At 64.4% G+C, this 21,877-nt stretch carries 23 protein-coding genes; 12 read left to right on the top strand and 11 right to left on the bottom strand.

Annotation, left to right across the window (positions count from 1 at the left end; genetic code table 11):
• Window positions 1-7: 7 nt before the first annotated feature.
• The gene (argC, locus tag C2L71_RS07350; protein ID WP_103265125.1) at window positions 8-1,072 is read right to left on the bottom strand and encodes an N-acetyl-gamma-glutamyl-phosphate reductase; all 1,065 of its coding nucleotides are present in this window, start codon (window positions 1,070-1,072) and stop codon (window positions 8-10) included.
• A 338-nt stretch (window positions 1,073-1,410) separates the two neighbouring features.
• Here argC and C2L71_RS07345 point away from each other — a divergent pair, with 338 nt between their 5' ends.
• The 3 genes from C2L71_RS07345 to C2L71_RS07335 all read left to right on the top strand — a co-directional run bounded on the left by C2L71_RS07345 (window position 1,411) and on the right by C2L71_RS07335 (window position 3,808).
• Window positions 1,411-2,706 (top strand): glutamate-cysteine ligase family protein, encoded by a 1,296-nt coding sequence (locus C2L71_RS07345; RefSeq protein WP_103265124.1) that lies wholly within the window; start codon window positions 1,411-1,413, stop codon window positions 2,704-2,706.
• Window positions 2,703-3,146 carry an FKBP-type peptidyl-prolyl cis-trans isomerase gene (locus tag C2L71_RS07340; RefSeq protein ID WP_103265123.1) on the top strand — a complete coding sequence of 148 codons (444 nt, stop codon included), beginning with the start codon at window positions 2,703-2,705 and terminating at the stop codon, window positions 3,144-3,146. Before C2L71_RS07345 ends, C2L71_RS07340 begins: the two co-directional genes overlap by 4 nt.
• Window positions 3,147-3,379: 233 nt before the next feature.
• On the top strand, window positions 3,380-3,808 hold the full coding sequence (locus tag C2L71_RS07335; protein WP_103265122.1) for an FKBP-type peptidyl-prolyl cis-trans isomerase: 429 nt from the start codon (window positions 3,380-3,382) through the stop codon (window positions 3,806-3,808).
• A 230-nt stretch (window positions 3,809-4,038) separates the two neighbouring features.
• Here C2L71_RS07335 and C2L71_RS07330 read toward each other — a convergent pair whose 3' ends face one another.
• The 8 genes from C2L71_RS07330 to C2L71_RS07295 form a co-directional block, all read right to left on the bottom strand.
• On the bottom strand, window positions 4,039-4,869 hold the full coding sequence (locus tag C2L71_RS07330) for a hypothetical protein (protein WP_103265121.1): 831 nt from the start codon (window positions 4,867-4,869) through the stop codon (window positions 4,039-4,041).
• A 311-nt stretch (window positions 4,870-5,180) separates the two neighbouring features.
• On the bottom strand, window positions 5,181-6,065 hold the full coding sequence (gene map / locus C2L71_RS07325; RefSeq protein WP_103265120.1) for a type I methionyl aminopeptidase: 885 nt from the start codon (window positions 6,063-6,065) through the stop codon (window positions 5,181-5,183).
• A gap of 61 nt (window positions 6,066-6,126) precedes the next feature.
• Window positions 6,127-6,822, bottom strand: a complete 696-nt coding sequence (locus C2L71_RS07320) for a TVP38/TMEM64 family protein (RefSeq protein ID WP_103265119.1) — start codon at window positions 6,820-6,822, stop codon at window positions 6,127-6,129.
• Between the two features lie 109 nt (window positions 6,823-6,931).
• Entirely contained in the window at window positions 6,932-7,807 is an 876-nt protein-coding gene (locus tag C2L71_RS07315; RefSeq protein WP_204600466.1) for a DegV family protein, read from the bottom strand.
• Window positions 7,808-8,205: 398 nt separating this feature from the next.
• Complete coding sequence (gene pheT / locus C2L71_RS07310) at window positions 8,206-10,683, bottom strand: phenylalanine--tRNA ligase subunit beta (RefSeq protein ID WP_103265117.1); 2,478 nt, start codon at window positions 10,681-10,683, stop codon at window positions 8,206-8,208.
• Window positions 10,684-10,963: 280 nt separating this feature from the next.
• Entirely contained in the window at window positions 10,964-12,025 is a 1,062-nt protein-coding gene (gene pheS / locus C2L71_RS07305) for a phenylalanine--tRNA ligase subunit alpha (RefSeq protein WP_103265116.1), read from the bottom strand.
• A gap of 591 nt (window positions 12,026-12,616) precedes the next feature.
• Entirely contained in the window at window positions 12,617-13,762 is a 1,146-nt protein-coding gene (locus C2L71_RS07300) for a coiled-coil domain-containing protein (RefSeq protein WP_239926470.1), read from the bottom strand.
• Window positions 13,763-14,029: 267 nt separating this feature from the next.
• Window positions 14,030-14,320: a hypothetical protein gene (locus C2L71_RS07295; protein ID WP_103265115.1), complete on the bottom strand. Its 291-nt coding sequence runs from the start codon at window positions 14,318-14,320 to the stop codon at window positions 14,030-14,032.
• A gap of 115 nt (window positions 14,321-14,435) precedes the next feature.
• On the opposite strand from C2L71_RS07295, the gene C2L71_RS07290 reads away from it, so the two are divergent.
• From C2L71_RS07290 to C2L71_RS07265, 6 genes are all read left to right on the top strand, one after another.
• Window positions 14,436-15,365: a helix-turn-helix transcriptional regulator gene (locus C2L71_RS07290; RefSeq protein WP_103265114.1), complete on the top strand. Its 930-nt coding sequence runs from the start codon at window positions 14,436-14,438 to the stop codon at window positions 15,363-15,365.
• Window positions 15,366-15,491: 126 nt separating this feature from the next.
• Window positions 15,492-15,962, top strand: a complete 471-nt coding sequence (locus C2L71_RS07285) for a GyrI-like domain-containing protein (RefSeq protein WP_103265113.1) — start codon at window positions 15,492-15,494, stop codon at window positions 15,960-15,962.
• A 27-nt stretch (window positions 15,963-15,989) separates the two neighbouring features.
• Entirely contained in the window at window positions 15,990-16,580 is a 591-nt protein-coding gene (locus C2L71_RS07280; RefSeq protein WP_103265112.1) for a DJ-1/PfpI family protein, read from the top strand.
• An 85-nt stretch (window positions 16,581-16,665) separates the two neighbouring features.
• Entirely contained in the window at window positions 16,666-17,139 is a 474-nt protein-coding gene (locus C2L71_RS07275) for a zinc ribbon domain-containing protein (RefSeq protein WP_103265111.1), read from the top strand.
• 46 nt (window positions 17,140-17,185) lie between these two features.
• On the top strand, window positions 17,186-17,896 hold the full coding sequence (locus C2L71_RS07270; protein ID WP_239926468.1) for a GyrI-like domain-containing protein: 711 nt from the start codon (window positions 17,186-17,188) through the stop codon (window positions 17,894-17,896).
• Complete coding sequence (locus tag C2L71_RS07265) at window positions 17,893-18,807, top strand: SPL family radical SAM protein (protein ID WP_103265109.1); 915 nt, start codon at window positions 17,893-17,895, stop codon at window positions 18,805-18,807. Before C2L71_RS07270 ends, C2L71_RS07265 begins: the two co-directional genes overlap by 4 nt.
• A 122-nt stretch (window positions 18,808-18,929) precedes the next feature.
• Here the strand turns inward: C2L71_RS07265 and C2L71_RS07260 are convergent, their stop codons facing one another.
• Entirely contained in the window at window positions 18,930-19,355 is a 426-nt protein-coding gene (locus C2L71_RS07260) for a YjdF family protein (RefSeq protein WP_103265108.1), read from the bottom strand.
• Between the two features lie 262 nt (window positions 19,356-19,617).
• Here C2L71_RS07260 and C2L71_RS07255 point away from each other — a divergent pair, with 262 nt between their 5' ends.
• From C2L71_RS07255 to C2L71_RS07245, 3 genes are all read left to right on the top strand, one after another.
• The gene (locus C2L71_RS07255; RefSeq protein WP_239926466.1) at window positions 19,618-20,115 is read left to right on the top strand and encodes a LytTR family DNA-binding domain-containing protein; all 498 of its coding nucleotides are present in this window, start codon (window positions 19,618-19,620) and stop codon (window positions 20,113-20,115) included.
• 69 nt (window positions 20,116-20,184) lie between these two features.
• Window positions 20,185-20,616, top strand: a complete 432-nt coding sequence (locus tag C2L71_RS07250; RefSeq protein ID WP_103265107.1) for a hypothetical protein — start codon at window positions 20,185-20,187, stop codon at window positions 20,614-20,616.
• A 150-nt stretch (window positions 20,617-20,766) separates the two neighbouring features.
• A complete protein-coding gene (locus C2L71_RS07245; RefSeq protein WP_103265106.1) occupies window positions 20,767-21,270 on the top strand; it encodes a hypothetical protein in 504 nt (167 codons plus the stop codon).
• Here C2L71_RS07245 and C2L71_RS07240 read toward each other — a convergent pair.
• A complete protein-coding gene (locus C2L71_RS07240) occupies window positions 21,198-21,656 on the bottom strand; it encodes a pyridoxamine 5'-phosphate oxidase family protein (RefSeq protein ID WP_103265105.1) in 459 nt (152 codons plus the stop codon). The two genes, C2L71_RS07245 and C2L71_RS07240, sit on opposite strands and share 73 nt — an antisense overlap.
• Window positions 21,657-21,877 lie beyond the last annotated feature (221 nt).

Below are 21,877 nucleotides of genomic sequence, written 5' to 3'. Positions count from 1 at the left end.
AGACACGTCACACGGGTACCGCAGCGCGGTCGAATCCGGCGCTCTCGGGCAGTCGAAGCACCGCGTTTGCACATTGAACGGCCTGACCTGCTGCGCCTTTTCCCAGGTTGTCGATAGCGCACACCGCAATAAGCATGCGCGCGCGTTCGTTGACGGCGAGCCCGATATGAGCGTTGTTCGTGCCCGCAACCGCCGAGGTCTTAGGCATCTCGCCGACACCGAGCACGTGCACGAACGCGCTGTCGCCGTAGAAGGCGCGGTAGTGTTCGATGATGGAGGCGGCATCCAAAGGCGCGTCCGACGCAAGCGGAACGTTGACCGTGGAGAGCAGCCCGCGATTGAGCGGCGCGAGATGAGGGGTGAACACGAGGCGGCCATCGAGCTCGAGAATCTGCTCGATCTCGGGCGTGTGACGATGCGTCGCCACGCCGTAAGCCTCCAGATTCTCGTCAGCAAAGCAGAAATGCGTGCGTGCCGACGCCTTCTTGCCGGCGCCCGTAACGCCCGACACGGCATCTGCGACGACGACGCCTCCAGGAACTACCCAGCCAGCACGAACGGCGGGCGCCGCCGCGAGCGACGTGGCGGTGGGATAGCAGCCAGCGCAAGCCACGAGCGTTCCCTCCCCCATCTTGTGCGCAGCGGCGGCGCGGACGAGATCGTCCGGGAACAGCTCCGGCAGGCCGAACGTTGCCTTCTCGAGCAGCTCGACCGCCGTATGGCGGGCGGCGTACCACTGTTCGTAAACGACGGGATCTTTCAGGCGAAAATCGGCCGAGAGATCGATGACGGTCGATCCGCCTGCCACGAGGCGCGGCGCCATGCCGAGCGCCGCCGTGTGCGGCACAGCGAGGAACACGAGTTCGCACGTATCGAGCGCCGGATCGTCATGGGAGGCGAATGCAAGGTCGGTTGCTCCGACGAAGCCGGGATACTCCGAGGCGACCGCCGTGCCGGCCAGTTCATTGGACGTAACAATGGAGAGCTCGAGATCGGGATGGCGCAAGACGAGCCGGACCAACTCGATGCCGGCAAACCCCGCTGCCCCTACGATGCCCGTCGTGATGGCCATAGCGCCCCTCTTTCGTCGAATCCCGGACGGTTCCGGGTCCAAGCGTGCGAACCGATGATCGGGCTGGAAAATCGTGCACCTGCACAAAAATGCGCTCGAATGTCATTGAGGTTCATCCTAAAAAAGATCAGTCCGTTTGGCAAGGCGCGCAATGAAATAGTAACAGAGTTCTCGGGTCCTTCAGCTCTCGTCCGACGCCGCATGAGCTGAAATAAGCGACAGGCCGATGCGAACGAAACCATGGCGAAATAGAAAAGAAGGCGAAACGGCGGACAGGAAAGAGTATGGTATGCAAAGCAGCATTATCATCGACACGAGTCTGTTCAGGAGCTTGCACTATGAGCGAACCAGTCTGCGCGCCCGAAGCGGCCGCACGCACGGCACAGCCCGCCCGCGAGAGCAATATCGAAGCCATCGTCGCCTACTTCGAAAGCGGCATCAAGCCCCACGACTCCCTGGGAGAATTGGGTATTGAGCTCGAGCACACCATCGTGCACGATGACCTGAGCCCGGTTCCGTACAGCGGCGAGCACGGCGTTGCCTGGGTGCTCGCAAAGCTCCAAGCCGAGTACCCGCACGCAACCACCGACCTCCACGGGGATCTTTTGGGGGTCGCCCGCCCAGGAGAGGCCGTAACCATCGAACCGGCTGCCCAGCTCGAGCTTTCAGCAGGTCCCTTTGCAGATCTCGTCTCCGCCCGAGAGGCATTCGAGGCGTTCGAACAGCACCTCGCGAGCATCCTGTCGCCGGTCGGCGAGCGGGCGCTCACCATCGGCTACCATCCCACCGCCGCCGCACGCGACCTCGAGCTTATTCCGAAACGCCGCTACCAGTTCATGAACCTGTACCTGGGCGCTAAAGATATCTACGGTCCCTGTATGATGCGCGGCAGCGCCTCGACGCAGGTTTCCATCGACTACACGAGCACGTCCGACTGCTTGCGCAAGCTGCGTCTCGCGTTTGCGCTCGTGCCCGTCTTCTCGCTCATCACGGACAACACGCCTCGGTTCGAAGGAGCGGTTCGCACACACAAGCTTGTACGAACCGCGATTTGGCAGCATGTGGACAACGACCGCTGCGGGCTCGTGCCTGATGTGCTGGATCCCGATTTCAGCCTGCGCCGCTACGCCGCCTACATTCTCGACGCTCCCGCTATTCTCGTGCCGTGCCGCAAAGAGCAGTGGTGCTATTCGGACCGCACGTTCGGCGACATCTACGCCGAACGCACCATGACGCGCGCCGAAGTCGAACACGCCGTTTCGATGTTCTTCAATGACGTACGCCTGAAGACCTACGTCGAGATCAGGCCCGCAGACGCTATGCCCATCCCCTACGTCATCGCTTATGCTGCGCTGATCAAGGGTTTGTTCTATGACGCCGCAAGCCTTGACGCACTCGACGCGCTTTTCGCCAACGTGCGCGCCCCCGATGTGGAGATAGCGAAAAAAGACCTCATGGCACAGGGCTATGATGCCGAAGTGTACGGGCAACCGGCAGGTCGGCTGTGCGACAAGGTGCTCGCGATAGCCGAATGCGGCCTCGACGATGACGACGCGGCGTTCCTCGCCCCGCTCGCTCGGCTGATCGAGCGTCGCACTACGTTGGCCGATCTTGCGGAAGCGGAGGCGGTATGAACAACGAGAACCGCATGGTGAAGGTGGCGTATCGAGGGTACTTCGACGATGGGACCACGTTTATCGACCAACGCGAGCAGCCCATCGAATTCCCGTGCGTCGCTGGCTGGATGCCCCCCGCGTTCATTGAAACGGTGCGCGACATGGAAGTGGGCGAAACAAGACGTGCGCACGTGAGCGCCGACGAAGCTTACGAGGAGCGCACCGACGCGCGCATCCTTGAAGTCGAGCGAGCGAAGATCCCCGCGGACGTCAGACTCGTTGTGGGCGAGATGGTGAACCTCGAGCAGCCGGACGGCCAGACCTTTCCCGCGCGCCTTACCGCGCTCGACGGCGAGCGAGCCGTATTCGACATGAACCATGACGCCATCTGTAAGGCGCTCAACTTCGAGATCACCTTGTTGGACGTCTACGATCTGCCGGATCGGCGGAGGATCTGACGGATCCCCGATTCTTGTCGAAGGCGGATCGGATACCCGACGAAGGAGGCGGAGCGTTGGAAGAGAGGGCGCTCGCCCGCCTTGAAAGCTGCTGCGCGCGCTCGCAGCACATACCGAAACCGGCTGCTTCACGAACTTGTGGCAACTTAGAGCAAGTTTGCCTTGAAGAAGAGGAAGCGGCAAGCCCTCGGTTAGACTGGGGCCATCGCTTTTCAATCGACAAGGAGCTTTTCATGAGCAACGAAGGCAAAAAGGTCAAAGTCCACTATACCGGGACGCTTGACGACGGCAAGAAGTTCGACTCGTCGTTTGACCGCAACGAGCCCATCGAATTCACGTGCATGGCCGGCCAAATGATCCCCGGGTTCGACGCCGCCGTGAAGGACATGGAGCAGGGCGAGACCAAGACCGTGCACATCCCCGCTGCCGAAGCCTACGGCGAGCGCGACGAAGATATGGTGCAGCAGGTGCCCCTCTCACAGATACCGAATGGTGACGAGCTGCCCGTCGGCCAAACCGTGTATATGATGGGCCAAGGCGGCCGCCCGTTCCCCGTGTTCGTGCGCTCCATCGAAGATGGTGTCGCCACGTTTGACATGAATCACGAGCTGGCAGGCCAAGACCTCAACTTCGAAATCACGCTCGTCGAGGTCGCCGACTAGCACGGGCCTCGCCTCGGACAATGCGCGACCGATGCAGTACGGATCGCAGTGATAGCACGTTCGCCGCCGGATCAGATGACCGGCGGCGTTCTTTTTTCGGAAATCCGCTCATCGACGGGTTCAACTCGACGGATGGCAACCGACTTCGAGCGCGATAGGCGTGACAGACGCATGTGCACGGAGAGGCTTCTGGCCAGAGTACGGGCCTCATCGCGTCGAAGCAGCCCGCATCAGCACATACCCATCCTGCGACTCGCGTCGATGCAACGATCCCTGAATTCGGCTCTCGCGATACCGTTGAGTCTGGCCGTGCGCGCAGCCAGACTGTCACGGAAGTCGGTCTCGAAACGATCAGGCTCCTTGAGATCGAACGAGCGCGCCCGCCCCGCCGTGCTGTCCGGCGATGGCGGCTGGGCGGAATCGTTTCCCGAAGATGCGACGCCGAGCAGCACCTTCCCGCTTGCTTCGGCTTGGCGCGCAACAACCCGCTCGTATTCGAATCCGAAGAACGTCATCTCCCAAACCGCGCTCGCGATCACGAGATAGCGTTCGCGGCGGCACCAAGGTCCTCCAAGCCACGTTTTACATGCAAGGGTCTGTTCCCAAGGAAAGAGCGTATAGGAGCGTCGTATCGGCAGTTCCTCATACGGAACGTTTGGGGAACTGCGTCGCGTAAAATCTTCACCGCGGGCGGCCGCCTCCTCGTTCGAACATGCCAGCAAACGAAGGTCGTCGAACAAGACAAGCGACGCGCCGAGCCGGCGTTCGATATCGAGACTGCCCGCATGCAGTACGAATGACTCTTCCGGCATGAGCAGAAAGTCCCGACCCGTCTTCTTCTTCATCGGCAATACGCGCATTGAACGCAGCGTGCTCGCAAGCCGCTTCTCCATGGCACGACGTCGCTGAGGAGTCGGCGGCTCATCCTCCATGCGAGCCGCATGGTCGTCCAGGATCACGCGCATCAAAAGCGTCTCATCGCAGCAGCGGATAAGCTCCTGAAGCGCAGGCAGCTGCTTGGGGGCGACATAGCTTCGATCCCAAAAGCTGGCAGGAGACATGGTGCAACACCTCTTCACCAGGCGTTCCATTGCCGAGAGGATCTTGCAAGCGTGGTACGGGCAGCGTGGAACACCGCTACCATCTATGGGCTGCCGCCTTGCGAATGTAGGCGGGACAGCGCTTGCACTGGCTCTATTTGCTGATACCAGTATAGCATATATAAGAACGTTTGTTTGGTATTTTTGCAAGACGTATCCGTCCGTCGTGTCCACGAGCATCGGTTGAGCATCACGAGAACGCGGACGGCGCAGAGGCCGGGCAAAAGGGCGGCAAGGGGACGAACCGCGGCCTCGTCGCCCCGCAAAACCCGCTACCAGGAAAGAAGCTCGTACCCGTCGTCGGTGACGACCGCCTGCACCTCCCACTGGGCCGTATCAGAACCGTCGGCGGTACGGACGGTCCATCCATTCGGATCGCTCATATCGATATCGGCTGCGCCAGCGTTGATCATAGGCTCGATGGTGAAAACAAGCCCCGGAACAAGCACCATGCCAGTGCCGGCCTCGGCCACATGACTGACGAACGGGTCCTCGTGGAACCCGAAGCCAATACCGTGCCCGCCGAACTCGCGCACGACGGAGTACCCGCAGCGCTTCGCATGTTCGTTGACGGCGGCGCCCACATCCCCCAGAAAGCCCCAGGGCTTCACATCCGCGAGACCCGCCTCCATGGCCCTTCGCGTTTCCTCGACCAAGCGAAGGCGCTCCTCAGAGACGTCGCCGATGCAGAACATACGCGAAGAATCGGAATAGTACCCGTCCAGGATAGTGGAGCAATCCACGTTGACGATGCTGCCAGCTCGAAGCACATCGTCCTCGGATGGCATGCCATGACAGACCACGTCGTCTATCGATGTGCACACGCTATACGGGTAGCCTTCATAGTTCAAATCGGCTGGCACACCGCCGTGCTCAACCGTGTAGTCGCGTACCCATCGGTCTATCTCAGCCGTTGAAATGCCCTCGCCGATGCGCTCAGCCACGTAGTCGAGCACGCCGATATTGATCGCCGCGCTCTTCTTGATGCCTTCGATGTCAGCCGGCGATTTCAACAACGAGCGCGGAGGGACTTCATACCCTTGCCCGCGAGCATCTTCCAGCCGCTCGTCGAATCCGAGATGGCACTTCTTGTATTTTTTCCCGCTACCGCACCAGCATTCATCGTTGCGGCCAGGACGCACATCGTCATCGTACATGCTCGTCTTCCTTTCGCTCGCGGGCTATTGTACCGCGAACTTGTGTGTTGTCATCGGGCTTTCATGCGGATCGCCGACGCACGCGATGGTAGACGAGCATTCCTGCAAGCACGAACGCAGCCGTAACGGCAAACACGATGGCGGTCGCCCGCCAGTCTCCCGCCGCCGCATAGGACGAGGCGAGCGTAGCGGCCACGACCGAAGGCAGCCGCCCGACCGTGGTCACGGCTACGAGGTGCACGGGACGCATGCCCGCGAGCGCTGCGAAGTACGCCATGATATCCTTCGGCAGGCCTGGGATGAAGAATGCTACAAGGATGGCCAGGTCGAAACGCTGCGAGCGCTTGAGATGAGCGAGTTGTGCGCGACGTTTAGGCGAGAGGAACAGCCTGAGCACGCGATCACCCCAGCGTCTCACGATGAGGATGATGACGACGCAGCCCACCACACTGGCCGCCAGATAGACAAGCGCTCCCTCCCAGAAGCCGAACGCGTACCCGGCCGCCAGCTCAAGCGGCTCACTCGGCACGATGACGGTGACCTCTTGCGCAACCACCAGAATCCCCAGTACGACGGGCGCGAGCGGTCCCAGGCGTTCCACCTGCCGCTGCACCAGATGGCCGTTCGTAAGGAAAGCGAACACCTCGCGCCCGTACAACGCGAGCAAAACGACGGCGATTGCAAGGACGACGCCAAGCACCGCGATGATTACGGCGCGGTCTCGACGCAACCGCTTTTCGTCGTCTCCTTTCGCCATCGTCCGCCGTCCTTCCCGCATGCTTCGCGATACGTAAAGCACTGATTATCCGCTTGGCGTATGCGCACCGAATTGCCGCAAGACGACGGGACGGAAACGGATGGGGGGTTCAGCTTGCCGGATACATCTCCTGGCGCTTGGCGCAGCCCACGCCGAGAGCGCCGGGGCCCACATGGCAGGCAATGCTCAGCGGTAGTCGGTCCACGAACACGTCACCCGAGCCGAAGGCGGCACGCATTTCGTCGGCCAGAGCAAGCGCATCGCCTTCGCGGTTCGTGTGGGCCACATAAAGATGCACGTTCTCCACGCCGCCGAAGCGCTCGTCCACGTCGCGTGCCAACGCCTTCATCATGGCGCGCTTAGCGGCCTTGAGCGACTTGGCAACCGTGAACGCATCCAATTTTTCGCCCTGTATCTGCAACACGGGCTTGATCTTGAGCACCGAGCCGACAGCAGCCGCAGCCGGGGTGATTCGGCCGCTTCTACGCAGGTGATCCATCGTGTCCACCATGAGGTAGATGCTCGCGTCGAGCCTCGTCTCCTCAAGCAGCGCACGAATCTCTGCCGCAGAACGTCCCTCGCCGGCCCATCTGAGCGCGTCGAGCGTCGCCTCGCGCTGCGTGACCGAGATGCGCTGGTTGTCCGCCACCTGCACGCGCCCCCCGAAGTGCTCGGCCAAGCCGCGCGCCGTCTCGCATGAGCCCGACAGGCCGCTCGACATGGGGATGTACACCACCGTATCGTACGCCTGCAGCAAGTCGCGCCACCGCATGCCCAGATCGACGATGGAGGGCTGCGACGTCGCGATGTCCGCGCCTGCTTCCTGGCGCTCGTAAAAGCGCTCGGCGTCAAGGTTGACGCCCTCGAAGCACTCTTCGCCATCCACGACGAAAGGCATGGGAACCACGTGCACACCCAGCCGTGCGGCTTCGTCCGCCATGATGCCGCTGTTCGTATCCGTCACGACGGCTATGCTCTCGCTCACGATCGTCCCCGCTCTCCGCATGAGAAAGCGGCGGAAACCATCCCGCCGCTCGCGTGCGGACCGCTGACGCTCCGCACGATTTCGTCACCACATTATGACCCAAGGGACCGTATCGCGCATCGTACAAGCCCGTCCTGCCACACCATCTTCACGGCATCCGCCCCGAGCGCTGTCAGGCGACGGCGCGACCGGAACGCCACGCTCCGGTCCACCTTGAGGAGATTGCGCGGCAGCCGTATCCCGCGCGATGACGTGATCGGCTTCGGACGCCATGGAGATCCCGTCCCAACCTGGGCCTTGCCTTGGGTTTCGACCCACCGACGCACGAGCGGCGAGAAAAAAGAGCCTGCGCTCTTGCAAGCGCAGGCTCGGAATACCTCGACGACCGGGTGTTTCAGCTAAGCTCGGACCTCGGCGCCGGTGGCTGCGCTCACCTTCTTCACAAGCCGGGCGTGCGCCTTGTCCACCTCTTCACTCGTGAGCGTGCGGTCAGATGCACGATACGTGAGCGCATAGGCCATCGACTTCTTTCCCACGCCGACGCGCGCCTCGTCGCGGTATACGTCGAACAGCCGCACGTCCTCCAGCAGCTTGCCGCCCGCCGAGGTCATGCACTGCACAAGCTTCTCGTGCGCGATGCCCTCATCCACGACGAACGCCACGTCCATGGACACGGCTGGGAACGTGGGGACGTCGCGGTAGTCGCGAGCGGGGCGGGACGCCTTCGCGAGCGCCTCCACGTCCAGCTCGAACGCTACAACCGGTGCGTCCGCTTGATACGCATCTACGGCCAGCGGATGCAGCTCGCCCACCCAGCCAAGTTCCGTGCCGCCCGACAGCACCGCGGCGGCCCGCCCGGGCTGCAGGTGCGGGGCCTCCTCGGCAGAAAGCGGCTTGAAGCGCAGCTTCGGCAGCGCCAGCTCGCGCGCCAAACTCTCGACGACGCCCTTGCCGTCGAAGAAGTCGAACGGGGCCGGCGCGGCGTTCCAGCCCGCGTCGCCCATGGCGCCCGCCAGCACGCCCGCCAGGCGGCGGCGCTCCTTGGGCTGCTTGCGGCCCTCGGCCGCGAAGAACACGGCGCCCGCCTCGTAGAGCTGGACGTTCTTCACGCCGCGGCTCTGGTTGTACGCCACGCTGCGCAGAAGACCCGGCACGATGCTCTGGCGCATGACGGACTGGTCGGCGTTCAGGGGGTTGATGAGCTCGACCGGCTCGCCCAGGCCCTCGTGCGGCATGCGTAGGCGGTCGAGGTCGCCCGGCTCGGCGAACGAATAGGTCATCGTCTCGTTGAGGCCGCTCGCCCGCATGACGTCGTTCACCGTGTCCATGACGTGCTCCATCCGCGAGCGCGTGCCCACGCGGCCGGGGCCGCCGGGCAGCGTGGCCGGGATGCGGTCCATGCCCCACAGGCGCAGCACCTCCTCGTACAGGTCGATCTCGCGCTCGAGGTCCGGGCGGAACGTGGGCGCCGTCACGGCCAGAACGTCGGCATTGCCCGCCGGATCGTCGGCCACCGCGCAGCCGAGACGGCGCAGGATGTCCTCGATGTCGGCGCGCGGGATGTCAGCCCCCATCATGGCGCAGAAGCGCGGGATGCGGAAGCGCAAATCGGGCGCCGTCGAGGGCGCCGGCCACTCGTCCACGATGCCCTCGCCGTTGCGGACGGCGGCGCTCACCGAGCCCCCGGCCACCTCCACCATGAGCGCGGCGGCCGCGGCCGAACGCTCCTCGATGCCGTGGTCGTCCACGCCGCGCTCGTAGCGCATGGAACTCTCGCTGAACAGGCCCAGGTTGCGGCTCGTGCGGCTCGTGCGGCCCGGCTCGAACGTGGCGGCCTCCAGCAGGATGTCCACCGTCCCGTCCGTGACCTCGGTGTCCAGGCCGCCCATGACGCCCGCGAGCGCCACGGCACCGAGCTCCGGCGTGGAGATGACCGTCATATCGGGCGTGAGCGCGCGATCCTCGCCGTCGAGCGTAGTCAGGCGCTCGCCTTCGGCGGCCGCGCGCACCACGATATGCGCCACGCCGTCCGCATTCTTGAGCTTGTCCAGGTCGAAGGCGTGCAGCGGCTGGCCGAACAGGAACAGGATATAGTTCGTCACGTCCACGATGTTGTTGATGGAGCGCTGGCCGATAGCCGCCAGGCGCTCGACCATCCAGTCGGGGCTCGGCCCGACCTTGACCCCGCGGATGACGCGCGCGGTGTAACGCGGGCAGCGCACCGCGTCCTCGATGGTGATCCTCACCGTCTCGTCGACGGGCGCCGAGGAGGCGTCCAGCACGAGCTTGCCCGCCATGCGCCCGAGCGGGCTCTCGTAGTCGGTGCGGTACATGGCGCCCACCTCGCGCGCCATGCCCACCATGGAAAGGCAGTCGGGACGGTTCGGCGTGATCTCCAGGTCGAGCACCGTGTCGGAGAGCTGCGCGAAATCGGCGATGGGCATGCCTACGGGCGCGTCCTCGGGCAGGATCCAGATGCCCGCATGATCGCCGCCCATCCCCAGCTCGCGCTGCGAGCAGCACATGCCGCAGCTGGGAACGCCGCGCAGCTTCGACTTCTTGATCTTGAGGTCGCCCGGCAGCACCGCGCCCACGGTGGCCACCGGCACCTTGATGCCCGCCGCGATGTTCGGCGCGCCGCACACGATCTGCACGGGTTCGCCTGCGCCCACGTCAACCGTCACGACGTGCAGGTGGTCGCTGTCAGGGTGCAGCTCGCAGGTGAGCACGTGCCCCACGACCACCCCGTCGAGCGCCGCGCCGGTCCTCTCCACCGCCTCCACGCCCGTGCCCGTCAGATCGAGCCGATCGCAGAACGCCTTCGTGTCCGAAGGCACGTCCACATATTCGCTCAGCCACTTCAAAGATACTTTCATATCGTTCTTCCTATCGTCTATGCGCGTCGCGCATACTATTCCGAACCACTCCCGCCCCTCGCGCCTCCCAAGAAAGCAAAACGCGCAGGTCAACCCCTCTCACCATGCCCACGCCTGCCCGACTCCCTCGACTTGAAGCCGGATCCCGGTCATCAGGCGAGCCGCAACAACGTCAACCGTGTGAAAGCGACGGCGGGGCGGCGCCCACCAAGCGAGTTCCGCAGCGCAGCGAGGACTGTTCGAGCGACTGGGCGCCGCCCCGCCGTCGCCGCCAGAAACCTCAGAACTGCCGAAGGAAGCGCATGTCGCCTTCCACCAGCATGCGCAGATCCGGCACGTTGTACTTCAAGCAGGCGATGCGCTCCACCCCCATGCCGAAGGCGAAGCCGGAGTACTTTTCCGGGTCGATGCCGGACATAGACAGTACGTTCGGGTCCACCATGCCGCAGCCGAGGATCTCCAGCCAGCCGGTGCCCTTGCAGAAGCGGCAGCCCTCGCCGTGGCAGATGCCACAGCTCACGTCCACCTCGGCCGAAGGCTCCGTGAACGGGAAGTAGTGGGCGCGGAACCTCGTCCTGCGCTCCTCGCCGAACAGCTGCTTGCACAGGTAGTCGAGCGTGCCCTTCAGGTCGCCGAACGTGATGCCTTCGTCCACGACGAGGCCCTCGATCTGCGTGAACTGGGGCAGGTGGGACGGGTCGGCCACGTCGCGGCGGTACACCTTGCCGGGCGCGATCACGTAGATAGGCAGCTCGTTGTCCTCCATCGCGTGCACCTGCACGCCCGAAGTCTGCGTGCGCAGCAGCACGTCGGACTCGCCGCGCACAGCGACCTGGTCGCCCGAGCGGTCCACCACGTAGAACGTGTCGGCCAGGCTGCGGCTGGGATGGTCGGCTGGGGCGTTGAGCGCCTCGAAGTTGTAGTAATCCGTCTCCACCTCGGGGCCCGTGGCCACCGTGTAGCCCAGGCCGAGGAATATCTCGGAGATCTCGTCGGTGATGCGGTTGATGAGGTGCCGCGTGCCCATCTGCTGGGCGCGGCCCGGCAGCGTCACGTCCACGGCGGCCGCGTCGATTGCGGCGGCCAGCTCGGCGGCATCGAGGGCCGCCTTGCGCGCGGCCAGCGCCTCCTCCACTTTGACGCGCACCTCGTTCACCATCTTGCCCACCTGAGCGCGCTCCTCCTTGGGTACCTGCCCCATGCCGCGCAGGTACCCCGTGAGCGTGCCCGCCTTACCCAGCACGGCCACGCGCACCCGATCGAGCGCGGCGGTGTCGGCCGCCTGCGCGACATCGCCGAGCGTTTGCTCGCGCAGCGCCGTCAGTTCCTCCACGATTGCCATGTTCGCTTCCTTTCCGTCTCTCTTTGCCCGCCGTGCAACGCCAATGCGGGCAACAAAAAGAGCCCTCTTTCGCCCTTGCTCAACGGGATGCGCATCCCGGAATCCAAGGACGAGAGAAGGCTCTCGCGGTACCACCTCGGTTGACGAGCCTCGGCTGCGCACCCGCCCGTCTCGCGACGATGGGGCGCACGGCTTTCGGCCGCCCGCTCATATGCTCTGTGACGGGAGCGCCCGGCGCGTTCTACTGCACGTCTTGCCGTCCGTCGAATCAGGACTGCATCCGCCTTCAAACGCACTGCTCAGAAGGGAATCGCCGCTTTCGTCGCCCGGGTGCTTTCAGCCGGTGGCACCCGTCTCTGCCGACGACCTTCGCATGCGGCGCTGTCTTCGTCATCGCGTGTAACGATGCAGTATAGCGCAAACGGGTGCCGCTGCGCGAGAAATTCCTCCGAGCTTCCACGCGAGCAGCGCGCGAGCGTGCAAACGGAACCGCCGCGAGAGAAGCCCGAGCGTAAACCTGCGAAGCGCAGGACGTCCCTTTGCACGAAGGGATCCGACGAAGCAAGAGCCGCCGGGACCTTGAGGCCGATCCTACAGAAAGCGGTAGCTAACCGTGCGCAGCCCCCATGCGGTGCAGGACGAATAGCCGAACGCCTTCCATACACCGGGCTGCAAGTCGAGCGAGCGGCTGCCGCCACCCATGCCGCCGCAGTCGTTCACGGTCGCATACACGGTCTTGCCATTGTAGGAAATTTCGACCGTACGGCCGAAATAGGAGCGATAGTTCGGCCACGCCATGGGCACGGCCACGCCCATCGACCAGTCGTCGCACACGGCGCCGGTGGCCGTGGTGCCGGGATTCGGAGTATAAGGGTCGGTCGAGCCGCCATAAGCGGATGCGATACCCGTCCTCCAACCGCTCTCAGACGATCCCGAATCAGAACCTCCCGAATTAGAGCCGGAATCAGGGGCAACGGGTTTCGGGTCGGGCTGCACCGGGGTTCCCGGATCCACCACATCCTCGCGATCGACCGTGTTTGCATCGCTCGCTATCGGGGCCTGTTCGGATTCTTGAGAGGCTGCCAGCTGCTCGGCGGCGCGCTGGAGCGCAGCAAGTCGTTCAACCTCCTCAGCCTGCGCGCTCTGGAGCTGAGAGGACGCCGAGGCCACCACTTGCTCGGCCTCCGCCTCCTTCTCCTCGAGCTCGGCGAGCTTTTTCTCCTGCTCGTTCTTCTGGAAATCGAGGTCGCTGGCAATGGCTTCGAACTGGGCGACACGCTCCTGCTGCGCGGTGATCTCGTCCGATTGGAACTGTAGGACAGATTCAAGATAGGACATGCTGCGGAGAAACGCATCGAAATCCTCCGCCTCAAGAACGAGCGTCAATAGAGATTCCACCGAGCCGCCGCGATACTGGTACACGGCCGTCTTGCCGAGCGCAGTCTGGCCTTCGACGACTCCTTGTTGGGATTCGAGCACCTGCGCAGCTGTTTCGTCGATGCGTGCTTGCAGATCGTCGACTTCCTTCTGAAGCGCGTCATGCTCCGACGCGATGCTCTGCATGCGCGCCTCGGCCTCATCAAGCGCCGCCTGTGCCTCAGCCACGCCCACAGCGCGAGCAGTAGACGGAACAGCGGGGACGAGCGCGAACGCGAGCACACAGGCAAGCATCAGCCGACCAGCGCGGCTAACGCCAACAGCGCTCGCGCATTCTACCCGTTGGGAAACAAACCTCATGGCGCTACCTGCATGCTCCTTCTTGGCGCCGCTGCGCCACTCGTTCGTTTGCAGACCCGTAGCCCTGACTGACGCTCAAGTATTTCGTATCGGCGCATATTCGGCAAGCCTTCCACCGCGAAATACACAGGAGGGCCACGGCGGCCCGTGTGCGGCCCCATGCGCGAATCCACAAAGGACTGATCTGCGTCGGCGTCGACGAAGCGAGAGACGGAGCCGGATGCGTCGCGGCCGGAACAAGCTGGAGCGGCGTGTCGGAAAGCCCGCTCAGCCTTCCCGCCCAAGCTCGTCGGATATCATATTCAGCGCCGTCGAGCACGAGATCTTCTGCGCGAGCAGCTGCTGACCCGTCGCGCCGCGCATTCGCCCGCGCGCCTTCAATGCCTCGAGTTCCGCAGCGAGGCTCGCATGCCGCGCTTCCAAAGCCTCGACGACGTTCTCGAACGCCGCCAATCGCTCCACGACAGGCCCTCGCAAAGAGCCGTCATCGTCGAATTCCGCCGCCCCTTGCGCGACGATGTGCGATCCGTCCGCCTGCTTGCAGGTCATACGTTCCATGTGCGCCCTTTCGCTTCCGTGCTAGTATGCGAGAATTAGTGTAGCGCGACCGTCCCGACCGCGCACGACGTTCTCGTGTGCCCTGCCGGAGACGGGCCGCTCGGAAAGGCAGACCATGCAATCGCAGCGCTTGTTCGAGATCGTCTACCTGCTCATGGAACGCTCGCCGCGTCCGGCCGGCGAGCTGGCGGCGCGCCTCGAAGTGTCGGAGCGCACCGTCCGCCGCGACGTGGAGGCGCTTTCGGCAGCGGGCGTTCCGGTGTTCATGACGCGCGGTAAAGGCGGCGGCGTGCACCTTATGGAAGGCTACGTGCTGGACCGCTCTCTTATGACCGATGCTGAACAGGACGAGATCCTTGCGGCACTGTCCGCCCTACGCCAGACGGGGGCCGCCGACGACGCGTCGCTTCCCGAGCGCGTCGCGCGCCTATTCAGGCGGGAGGGCGCCGACTGGCTGGACATCGACTTCTCGTTCTGGGGAGCGCCGGCCGCGTACCGGCGGGCGTTCGACCTGGTAAAACGCGGTATTCTGGAGCGACGGCTGCTCTCGTTCGAGTATCGCGACGCGGCCGACCGCACGAGCCAGCGCACCGTGGAGCCGGCGAGGCTGCTGTACAAGGACCGCTCCTGGTACGTGCGCGCCTGGTGCCGCGAGCGCGGGGACTGGCGTACGTTTAAGGTTATCCGCATGGTTTGGGAGACGATGGAGCTGAAGGACGAGACGTTCGACCCGCGCCCGCTGCCGCCCGACCTCGTGGAAAACTATTCAGCCCGCAACCGGGCGCACGTCGTGCTCGCATTCGAGCCGGGCGACCCGCGCGTGCGCGAGGAGTTCTCGCCCGACGCCATCGAAGCCCTCCCGGACGGACGCTTCCGCGTGACGTTCGATACCGAGCTCACCGACCGGGCGCGCCATCACCTGCTGTCGTTCGGCGCCGGCATGACGGTGGAAGAGCCGGACGAACTGCGCGAATGGATGCGAGATCAAGCTCTCGCCATCCTGAAGGCCTCGGAAGAGAAAGAAGCTCGGACTCCTGCTCTCTAAAAGGGAGAGAAGGCGTCCCCCTTTGCCGCCCTGTTTCCCGAACAATTTTCCAAAACCGGTCACGCCCTGTCCGGTTCGGTCGCGTATCGTGCTCCCCGTCATCAAAACTTCAACGAGAGGAACACCATGAACTACGAGATCGTCGAGCTTCCCGCACGCACCGTCGCAGGTTCCGCCGTTCGCGCGTCCAACAACTCGCCGGAGGAAGGCGCGGTCATCGGCCAACTGTGGCAGCGTTTTATGGGCGAGGGCATGGACCGCGCCATTCCCGAGGTGCGCGTGGAGCCCTACGGCTGCTTCGGGCTGTACTGCGACTACGACTTCTCCGACATGAGCTACAAGCTGCTCATCGGCTGTCAGACGAACGCCGCTGACGCGCCCGAGGGCATGGAGCGCCTGGAGATTCCCGCCGGCCGCTACGCAAAGTTCGCCGTCCGCGGCGGCGACTGCGTGGGAAGTGTGCAGGAGGTATGGGCCGCCATCTGGGCCGACGAGGAGCTCACGGCGCAGCGGGCCTTCACCTTCGACTTCGAGGGGTACCTCCCCGGCGAGGACATGTCCAACGCCGACATCGACATCTTCGTAGCGCTCAAGTAGACGCGTCCAAGGAAAGGAGGGAGCATCATGGAGCCATCGAAGGGAAGCGTCGTCGCGTACCTGCCGGAACGATTCGCCGACTGGGAGGCGGGCCTTGCGTGCGCTGAGCTCAACCGGCCGACCGCCGGCTACCGAGTGCGCACAATGTCGGCCGACGGGGGCCTGCGGCGCTCCATTGGCGGCCTGGCCGTCCAGTGCGACCTGGCCGCCGACTCCCTGCCCGAGGATCTGCGCCTGCTCATCCTCATAGGCGGCGAGACCTGGCTCGACGGCTCAAACGACGCCGTGCTGGCTGTCATCGACGACTGCGTCGCGGGCGGCGTGCCCGTGGCCGCCATCTGCGGCGCATGCACGTTCCTCGCGCGGCACGGCTACCTGGATGCGTGCGACCACACCGGTAACGCGGACTTCGAGTTCGCCCAGCTGGCACCCGCCTACCGAGGACAGGAGCATTTCCGCTTCGAGCCGGCCGTGGACGGCGGGGCGATCATCACGGCGAGCGGCGCGGCGTCGGTGGAGTTCGCGCGCCTCGTGGTGGAGCGCCTGGGCGTCGAGCCCTGGGGCGGCGTCGACACCTGGTTCGCCGCCTTCAAGCGCGGGGTATTCGTCACGGCATAATGGCAACAGCCGGTTGCTTGACGCAGCTTGGCGGGCATGGTTCCATGAATGCGCTTGCATCCATCCGACGAGAATCGAGGAACCCATGGCCATCAAGGAGACACTCATCGAGCTGCGTGAGCGAAACGGCCTCACCCAAACCGAGATGGCCGAGCGGCTGTTCGTGACGCGCCAAGCCGTGTCGCGCTGGGAATGCGGCGACACCCAGCCGGGCATCGACGTGCTCAAGCTCATTGCCACCGAGTTCAACGTGCCCATCGAGAAGCTGCTCGACATGCCCCTGCAAACCGTATGCCAAAGCTGCGGCATGCCTCTTGCGGACGCGAGCCTGCTGGGCACGGAAGCAGACGGCTCCCCCAGCGAGCATCATTGCAAGTGGTGCTACGCGGATGGCTCTTACCTCGGTGAATGCACCATGGAAGACATGGTGGACATCTGCGTGTCGAATATGGCCGGACCCGAGGCGCCCTTCACCGAGGACGAGGCGCGCGCCTACATGGAGGCGCTGCTTCCCACGCTCGAACGCTGGAAGGGCGCCGCACCCGCCGACGCACGATAACCTGCGCGCGCCCAATCGTGCGTGCATGAACGAAGGGAAAGAAGCCGTGGCTGGAGCATTCGACTTCAAGAAGGAATACCGCGATCTCTATCTGCCGAAGGAGAAGCCGGCCCTCGTCGACGTGCCGGCCATGAGCTTCGTCGCCATAGCGGGTGCGGGAGATCCGAACGAGGAAAACGGCTCCTACGCCGATGCGCTTGCCCTGCAGTACGCCTTTTCCTTCACTATCAAAATGACGAAGATGGGGAATTGGCAACCGGACGGCTATTTCGATTACGTCGTGCCGCCGTTGGAGGGCCTTTGGTGGACTGTTACGGGAGGGTTCGACGGACGCAGCATCGTGGACAAAAACCTTCTGCAATGGATATCCTTGATTCGCCTACCCCCGTTCGTCACGCCCGAGGTGTTCGCTTGGGCCCGCGAGCAGGTGGCGGCCAAAAAACCCGATTTCGACGTGACGCGCGCACGATTCGTGACGTTTGCGGAAGGACCGTGCGCCCAAGTGCTGCACAAAGGCCCCTACGACGACGAGCCAGCTACCATCGAAGCGCTTGAAGCGTTTGTTGCCGCAAGCGAGCTGGCGAGCGACATAAGAGACCCGGCTAGCACTGAGGCCATGATGGACATGCTCGATACGTGCGGAGGCGTTCCCTCGGTGCGCCTGCACCATGAGATCTACCTGGGCGATCCGCGCCGCACGAAGCCCGAGAACCTGCGCACCGTGCTGCGCCATCCCGTGAGGCCCGCATCCGCATGAGCGATGCCGCGCCAAGCCCCTGCCCCGTCGTGCGCGCGCGGTCGATCCTTCAGAAGGTGCGCACGCACGGAAACGAATGGTTCGGCATCGACTACAACATGAACCTGTACCGGGGCTGCTGCCACGGCTGCATCTACTGCGACAGTCGAAGCGAGTGCTACCGCATCGACGACTTCGACCAGGTGAGCGTCAAGTTCGACGCGCTGGCCATCCTGCGACGCGAGCTGCGCAGCCGCCGCACGCGCGGCGTCGTGGGCATCGGCGCCATGTCCGACACGTACAATCCGTTCGAGGGTGAGCTGCGCGTAACGCGCGGGGCGCTCGAGCTGGTCGAGGAGTTCGGCTTCGGCGTTTCGGTGGACACGAAGAGCGCCCTCGTCACGCGCGACATAGACCTGCTGAGCGCCATCGGGCGCGCGGGCGGCGCCATCGCGAAGATCACCGTCACCACGGCCGACGACGAGCTGGCGCGCATCATCGAGCCGCACGCGCCGTCGCCGAGCGAACGGTTCGCAGCGCTGGCAGAGCTGGCCGACGCCGGCGTGTTCTGCGGCGTGCTGTTCACGCCGACGCTGCCATGGGTGACGGACGACGATGACACGATCCGCGGCGTCGTTGAGGGCACGGCGGCGGCCGGCGCGCGGTTCGTCTTCCACTTGACGGGCGTCACGATGCGCGACCGACAGCGCGAGCACTTCCTCGAACGTGTGTCCTCCGTCGACCCCGCGCTACCCGAACGCTATCGCGCAGCCTTCGGCGAGCGCTACTTCTGCAACAGCCCGCGCGCGTCCGAGAACCGCGCCCTGTTCCGCGCGTTGTGCAAGCAGCACGGGCTTCTGTGGCGCATGTCCGACATCATCAAGGCGTACAAGCCCGCCCAGCCCCTCGGCGCACAGGCCAGTCTGTTCTAGCGACCCGATGGCGAGAAATACAGGGAGGGGCGACCATCGAAGCGAAGTCGCACCGAATAGGGTGCCAGGACATGCTTCACGCGAAGCATCCGCGTCTCCCCCTGCCGGCGGGAGTCCGATTTCTATTTCCCGCGGTGCTTGGCCTTGCGCTTCTCCTGCTTGAGGGCGAATCGACGCTTAGCCTCGGCCTCGCGGGCTTCGCGCGAGGCCGCTTTCCGCTCCGTCTTGCGCTCTTCATAGGCGGCGCTCATGGCCTGCTGGGCCTTCGTCCCGATGCCCGCATGCTCCACCTGTTTGCGCGCCTCGCGCTGGCGACGCTTTGGGTTCGCATGGGGTGGCGCCTGAATGCCCGCACCCTCAACGAGCCCGAACGGCAAAGAAGCCCAACGCGTGCACACGAAAGCGAGGAGCTCCGTGTCGGTGGGCTCTGTTGCCCCGAACACAATGCGGCATGCGCCGTAGCGGCCCTCGTCCATGTGCTCGCAAATTCCAATCCAGAATTGGCCGTCGTGAAACACGGTCAACGTGGATGAAGCGATGACGTTCATGATCGTCCTCCTTGTATGTAGCTGGCACGCGGAAAATGGACAACCAAGGAGGCAGGTTACTGACGGGAATCCTTGCGAAACCGGGCTACTTCGGCTCAAAGGGCGACTCTCGCGCCCGGACTACCAACCGGGCCGTGTTTTCATGTCCGCACGCGCTATGATAGCACGCCTTACGCGCGCCTTCGCGACGATACCCCGGCCGTGCAACTTGCGTGCGCCGCAGTGCAACTCGACCGCGGGCGCCTTGTGCAGGCGCGATAGGTTGGGCATACTGGCGGCATCGGCCAACCACCGCAACCCCACCGACGGGAAGGCGCGCACCATGAACGTGACCATCACCGAGAATCCCGCGCTCGACGACATCGAGGTGTCCGTCGCGTGCCCGCGCATAGACGAGCGCGTCCAGCGCATCGTCGCCTCGCTGGGCGCCTACGACCGCACGCTCACGGGCGAGCGCGACGGCGCCGTGCACCGCATCGACCGGGATGAGGTCTGCTATGCGGAGACCGTGGACGGCAGGACGTTCCTCTACACGGCCGATGCCGTGTACCGGACGCCGCTCAAGCTCTACGAGCTTGAGGACAAGCTGGCGGGCACCGAGTTCGTGCGCGCATCGAAGCAGATGCTCGTGAACTTCGACCACGTCGCGTCCATCCGGCCCGCCCTGAATGCGCGCCTGCAGCTCATGTTAGACAACGACGAGGCCGTGATCGTGTCGCGCCAGTACGCGCCCGCCATCAAGCACAAGCTCGGACTGTAGGCTGTGCGGCGCCGATCGCGCCGCACACCCCCCCGACCCCCGACCGTCCCTCCGTCAGAAGGAGCCCCCATGAAGAAGATCGCCGTCCAAGCCGCCTCCGCCGCGTGCATCATGTTCACCATCGTCATGCTATGGTTCACGGGCATGGGATACCTGTTCGCCGGGCCCAGCTACGGGCTCAACCTCACCCTGAGCGTGTTCGGCGCCGCCTTCGGGATGGCGGCGCTCCAGGCGCTGTGGTTCACCGGCGCCGTGTTCAAGAAACTCGCCTACCCGGTGCGCATCGCGGGCTTCGGCGCCTGCGGCCTGCCCGTGCTTGCCCTCTGCGCGTGGGCGGGCCCGTGGTTCCCGCTCGACGATCCGGGCGTCTGGGCCACGTTCGCCATCGTGTACCTGTTCATCCTTGCAGGAGTTACGATCGGCTACACCGTCTACTTCAAGAAGACCGCCGGCGGCTACGACGCGGCGCTCGAACGCTACCGCAACCAGAACCGTCACTAACGGCCGCTGCGACGAAACAGCCTATCGAACGTAGGGCGGAGGCTCTGGCCTTGCCGGAGAACCTATGGCACTGCAGCTGCCGAGCGTCAGGGGCAAAGCCGTTGCCCTACAGCCCCACAACAGCAACCCGCTTTGCAGAAAGGCATACCCATGAAAGAGAAGCTCGCCTTCGGCACGAAGGTCACGGTCGCGCACGTCCTCACCTACACCCTGTGCGGCTTTGCGGCAATGTTTCTGTTCGACTACCAATCCTCGGTGGAGGCCATCGGCATGCGCCCCCTGGACGACCCCATCGTCGGGCTGGCCCCCGTATTCCAGATCGTGCGCGGCGCGCTGTTCTCCCTTGTGCTCTGGCTCATCCGCCCCGCGTTCATGGAGCGCAAGCACGGCTGGCTCGTCGTGTGGGCGGTCATAGCCATCGTTGGCATCTTCAACACGCCAGCCCCTTCGCCCGACTCCATCGAGGGCTTCATCTACCTCGCGCCCACGGACGCGCCCCTGGGCATCAGCATCGGAGGAACGCTCGAGATACTCGCGCAGACGCTCCTGTTCAGCGTGGCCGCCACCTGGTGGGTCAAGCGTCATGCCTCCGGTGCGCCCGGCTCCTCGGCGACCGGCTCCGGCACGGTGAAGTCCTCCGACCCGAAGTTCTGATAGAAGCGCCCCGCATCGGCCGTGAAGCGCAGCACGCAGTAGTCGGGATCGGTCACGCCCAGCGGATAGTACGTCGTGTCCCCCTCCTGCCAGATAAGCTCCTTCGCCCAGGCGTCCTCGAGCACCTCCATCGTGCCCTTGAGCATGACGCCCCGGAAGAACCGCCGGTCCATGAAGTAGATGCATGCCTGCGGGTGCGCGCGGTAGTGCCGCACCCGCATCGACGAGGTGTTCGTGGTGAAGTAGAACGTGCGGATGCCCTCGCGACGGCGCGGCGGGAGCATCGCCTTGATCTCGGGGAAGCCGTCCCCGTCCACCGAGCCGACGAACGAGGCGTTCTGGTGGTCGACAAGGTTGCCGATGGTCTGCTCGGGGTCGCGCATCATGGATGCCTCGCTTTCGTCAGAGGGTACCGCTCTTTCGTTTGCGCATTGTATCACGCGAACATGCGTTTTGTTACCGGCGGCAAGGCGTATGCCTTGCCGCCTTCTCTCCTCCCCTCCTCATCGATCTCGCTTCGACCGACCATAGTCTGAACAGCCCTTTGACCGAAGCATGCCGTCGCATAGGGTCCAGTGGCGTAAGATGTCCGATACGCTAGACGGAA

This window comes from Enteroscipio rubneri (assembly GCF_002899715.1).
Classification (GTDB): Bacteria; Actinomycetota; Coriobacteriia; order Coriobacteriales; family Eggerthellaceae; genus Enteroscipio; species Enteroscipio rubneri.
Note: the sequence above shows the minus strand (reverse complement) of the source record. Positions and strands in the feature narration are given on the sequence as shown.

Excerpts from the sequence above, each read along its gene's own strand:
- C2L71_RS07275 (WP_103265111.1), top strand. The coding sequence starts at position 16,666 with ATGGCCATCAAGGAGACACTCATCGAGCTGCGTGAGCGAAACGGCCTC.
- C2L71_RS07240 (WP_103265105.1), bottom strand. The coding sequence starts at position 21,656 with ATGATGCGCGACCCCGAGCAGACCATCGGCAACCTTGTCGACCACCAG.
- C2L71_RS07290 (WP_103265114.1), top strand. The coding sequence starts at position 14,436 with ATGCAATCGCAGCGCTTGTTCGAGATCGTCTACCTGCTCATGGAACGC.
- C2L71_RS07335 (WP_103265122.1), top strand. The coding sequence starts at position 3,380 with ATGAGCAACGAAGGCAAAAAGGTCAAAGTCCACTATACCGGGACGCTT.
- pheS (WP_103265116.1), bottom strand. The coding sequence starts at position 12,025 with ATGGCAATCGTGGAGGAACTGACGGCGCTGCGCGAGCAAACGCTCGGC.
- C2L71_RS07250 (WP_103265107.1), top strand. The coding sequence starts at position 20,185 with ATGAAGAAGATCGCCGTCCAAGCCGCCTCCGCCGCGTGCATCATGTTC.
- C2L71_RS07340 (WP_103265123.1), top strand. The coding sequence starts at position 2,703 with ATGAACAACGAGAACCGCATGGTGAAGGTGGCGTATCGAGGGTACTTC.
- C2L71_RS07245 (WP_103265106.1), top strand. The coding sequence starts at position 20,767 with ATGAAAGAGAAGCTCGCCTTCGGCACGAAGGTCACGGTCGCGCACGTC.
- C2L71_RS07285 (WP_103265113.1), top strand. The coding sequence starts at position 15,492 with ATGAACTACGAGATCGTCGAGCTTCCCGCACGCACCGTCGCAGGTTCC.
- argC (WP_103265125.1), bottom strand. The coding sequence starts at position 1,072 with ATGGCCATCACGACGGGCATCGTAGGGGCAGCGGGGTTTGCCGGCATC.
- C2L71_RS07295 (WP_103265115.1), bottom strand. The coding sequence starts at position 14,320 with ATGGAACGTATGACCTGCAAGCAGGCGGACGGATCGCACATCGTCGCG.
- C2L71_RS07280 (WP_103265112.1), top strand. The coding sequence starts at position 15,990 with ATGGAGCCATCGAAGGGAAGCGTCGTCGCGTACCTGCCGGAACGATTC.
- C2L71_RS07345 (WP_103265124.1), top strand. The coding sequence starts at position 1,411 with ATGAGCGAACCAGTCTGCGCGCCCGAAGCGGCCGCACGCACGGCACAG.
- C2L71_RS07320 (WP_103265119.1), bottom strand. The coding sequence starts at position 6,822 with ATGGCGAAAGGAGACGACGAAAAGCGGTTGCGTCGAGACCGCGCCGTA.
- pheT (WP_103265117.1), bottom strand. The coding sequence starts at position 10,683 with ATGAAAGTATCTTTGAAGTGGCTGAGCGAATATGTGGACGTGCCTTCG.
- C2L71_RS07265 (WP_103265109.1), top strand. The coding sequence starts at position 17,893 with ATGAGCGATGCCGCGCCAAGCCCCTGCCCCGTCGTGCGCGCGCGGTCG.
- C2L71_RS07330 (WP_103265121.1), bottom strand. The coding sequence starts at position 4,869 with ATGTCTCCTGCCAGCTTTTGGGATCGAAGCTATGTCGCCCCCAAGCAG.
- C2L71_RS07260 (WP_103265108.1), bottom strand. The coding sequence starts at position 19,355 with ATGAACGTCATCGCTTCATCCACGTTGACCGTGTTTCACGACGGCCAA.
- map (WP_103265120.1), bottom strand. The coding sequence starts at position 6,065 with ATGTACGATGACGATGTGCGTCCTGGCCGCAACGATGAATGCTGGTGC.
- C2L71_RS07300 (WP_239926470.1), bottom strand. The coding sequence starts at position 13,762 with ATGAGGTTTGTTTCCCAACGGGTAGAATGCGCGAGCGCTGTTGGCGTT.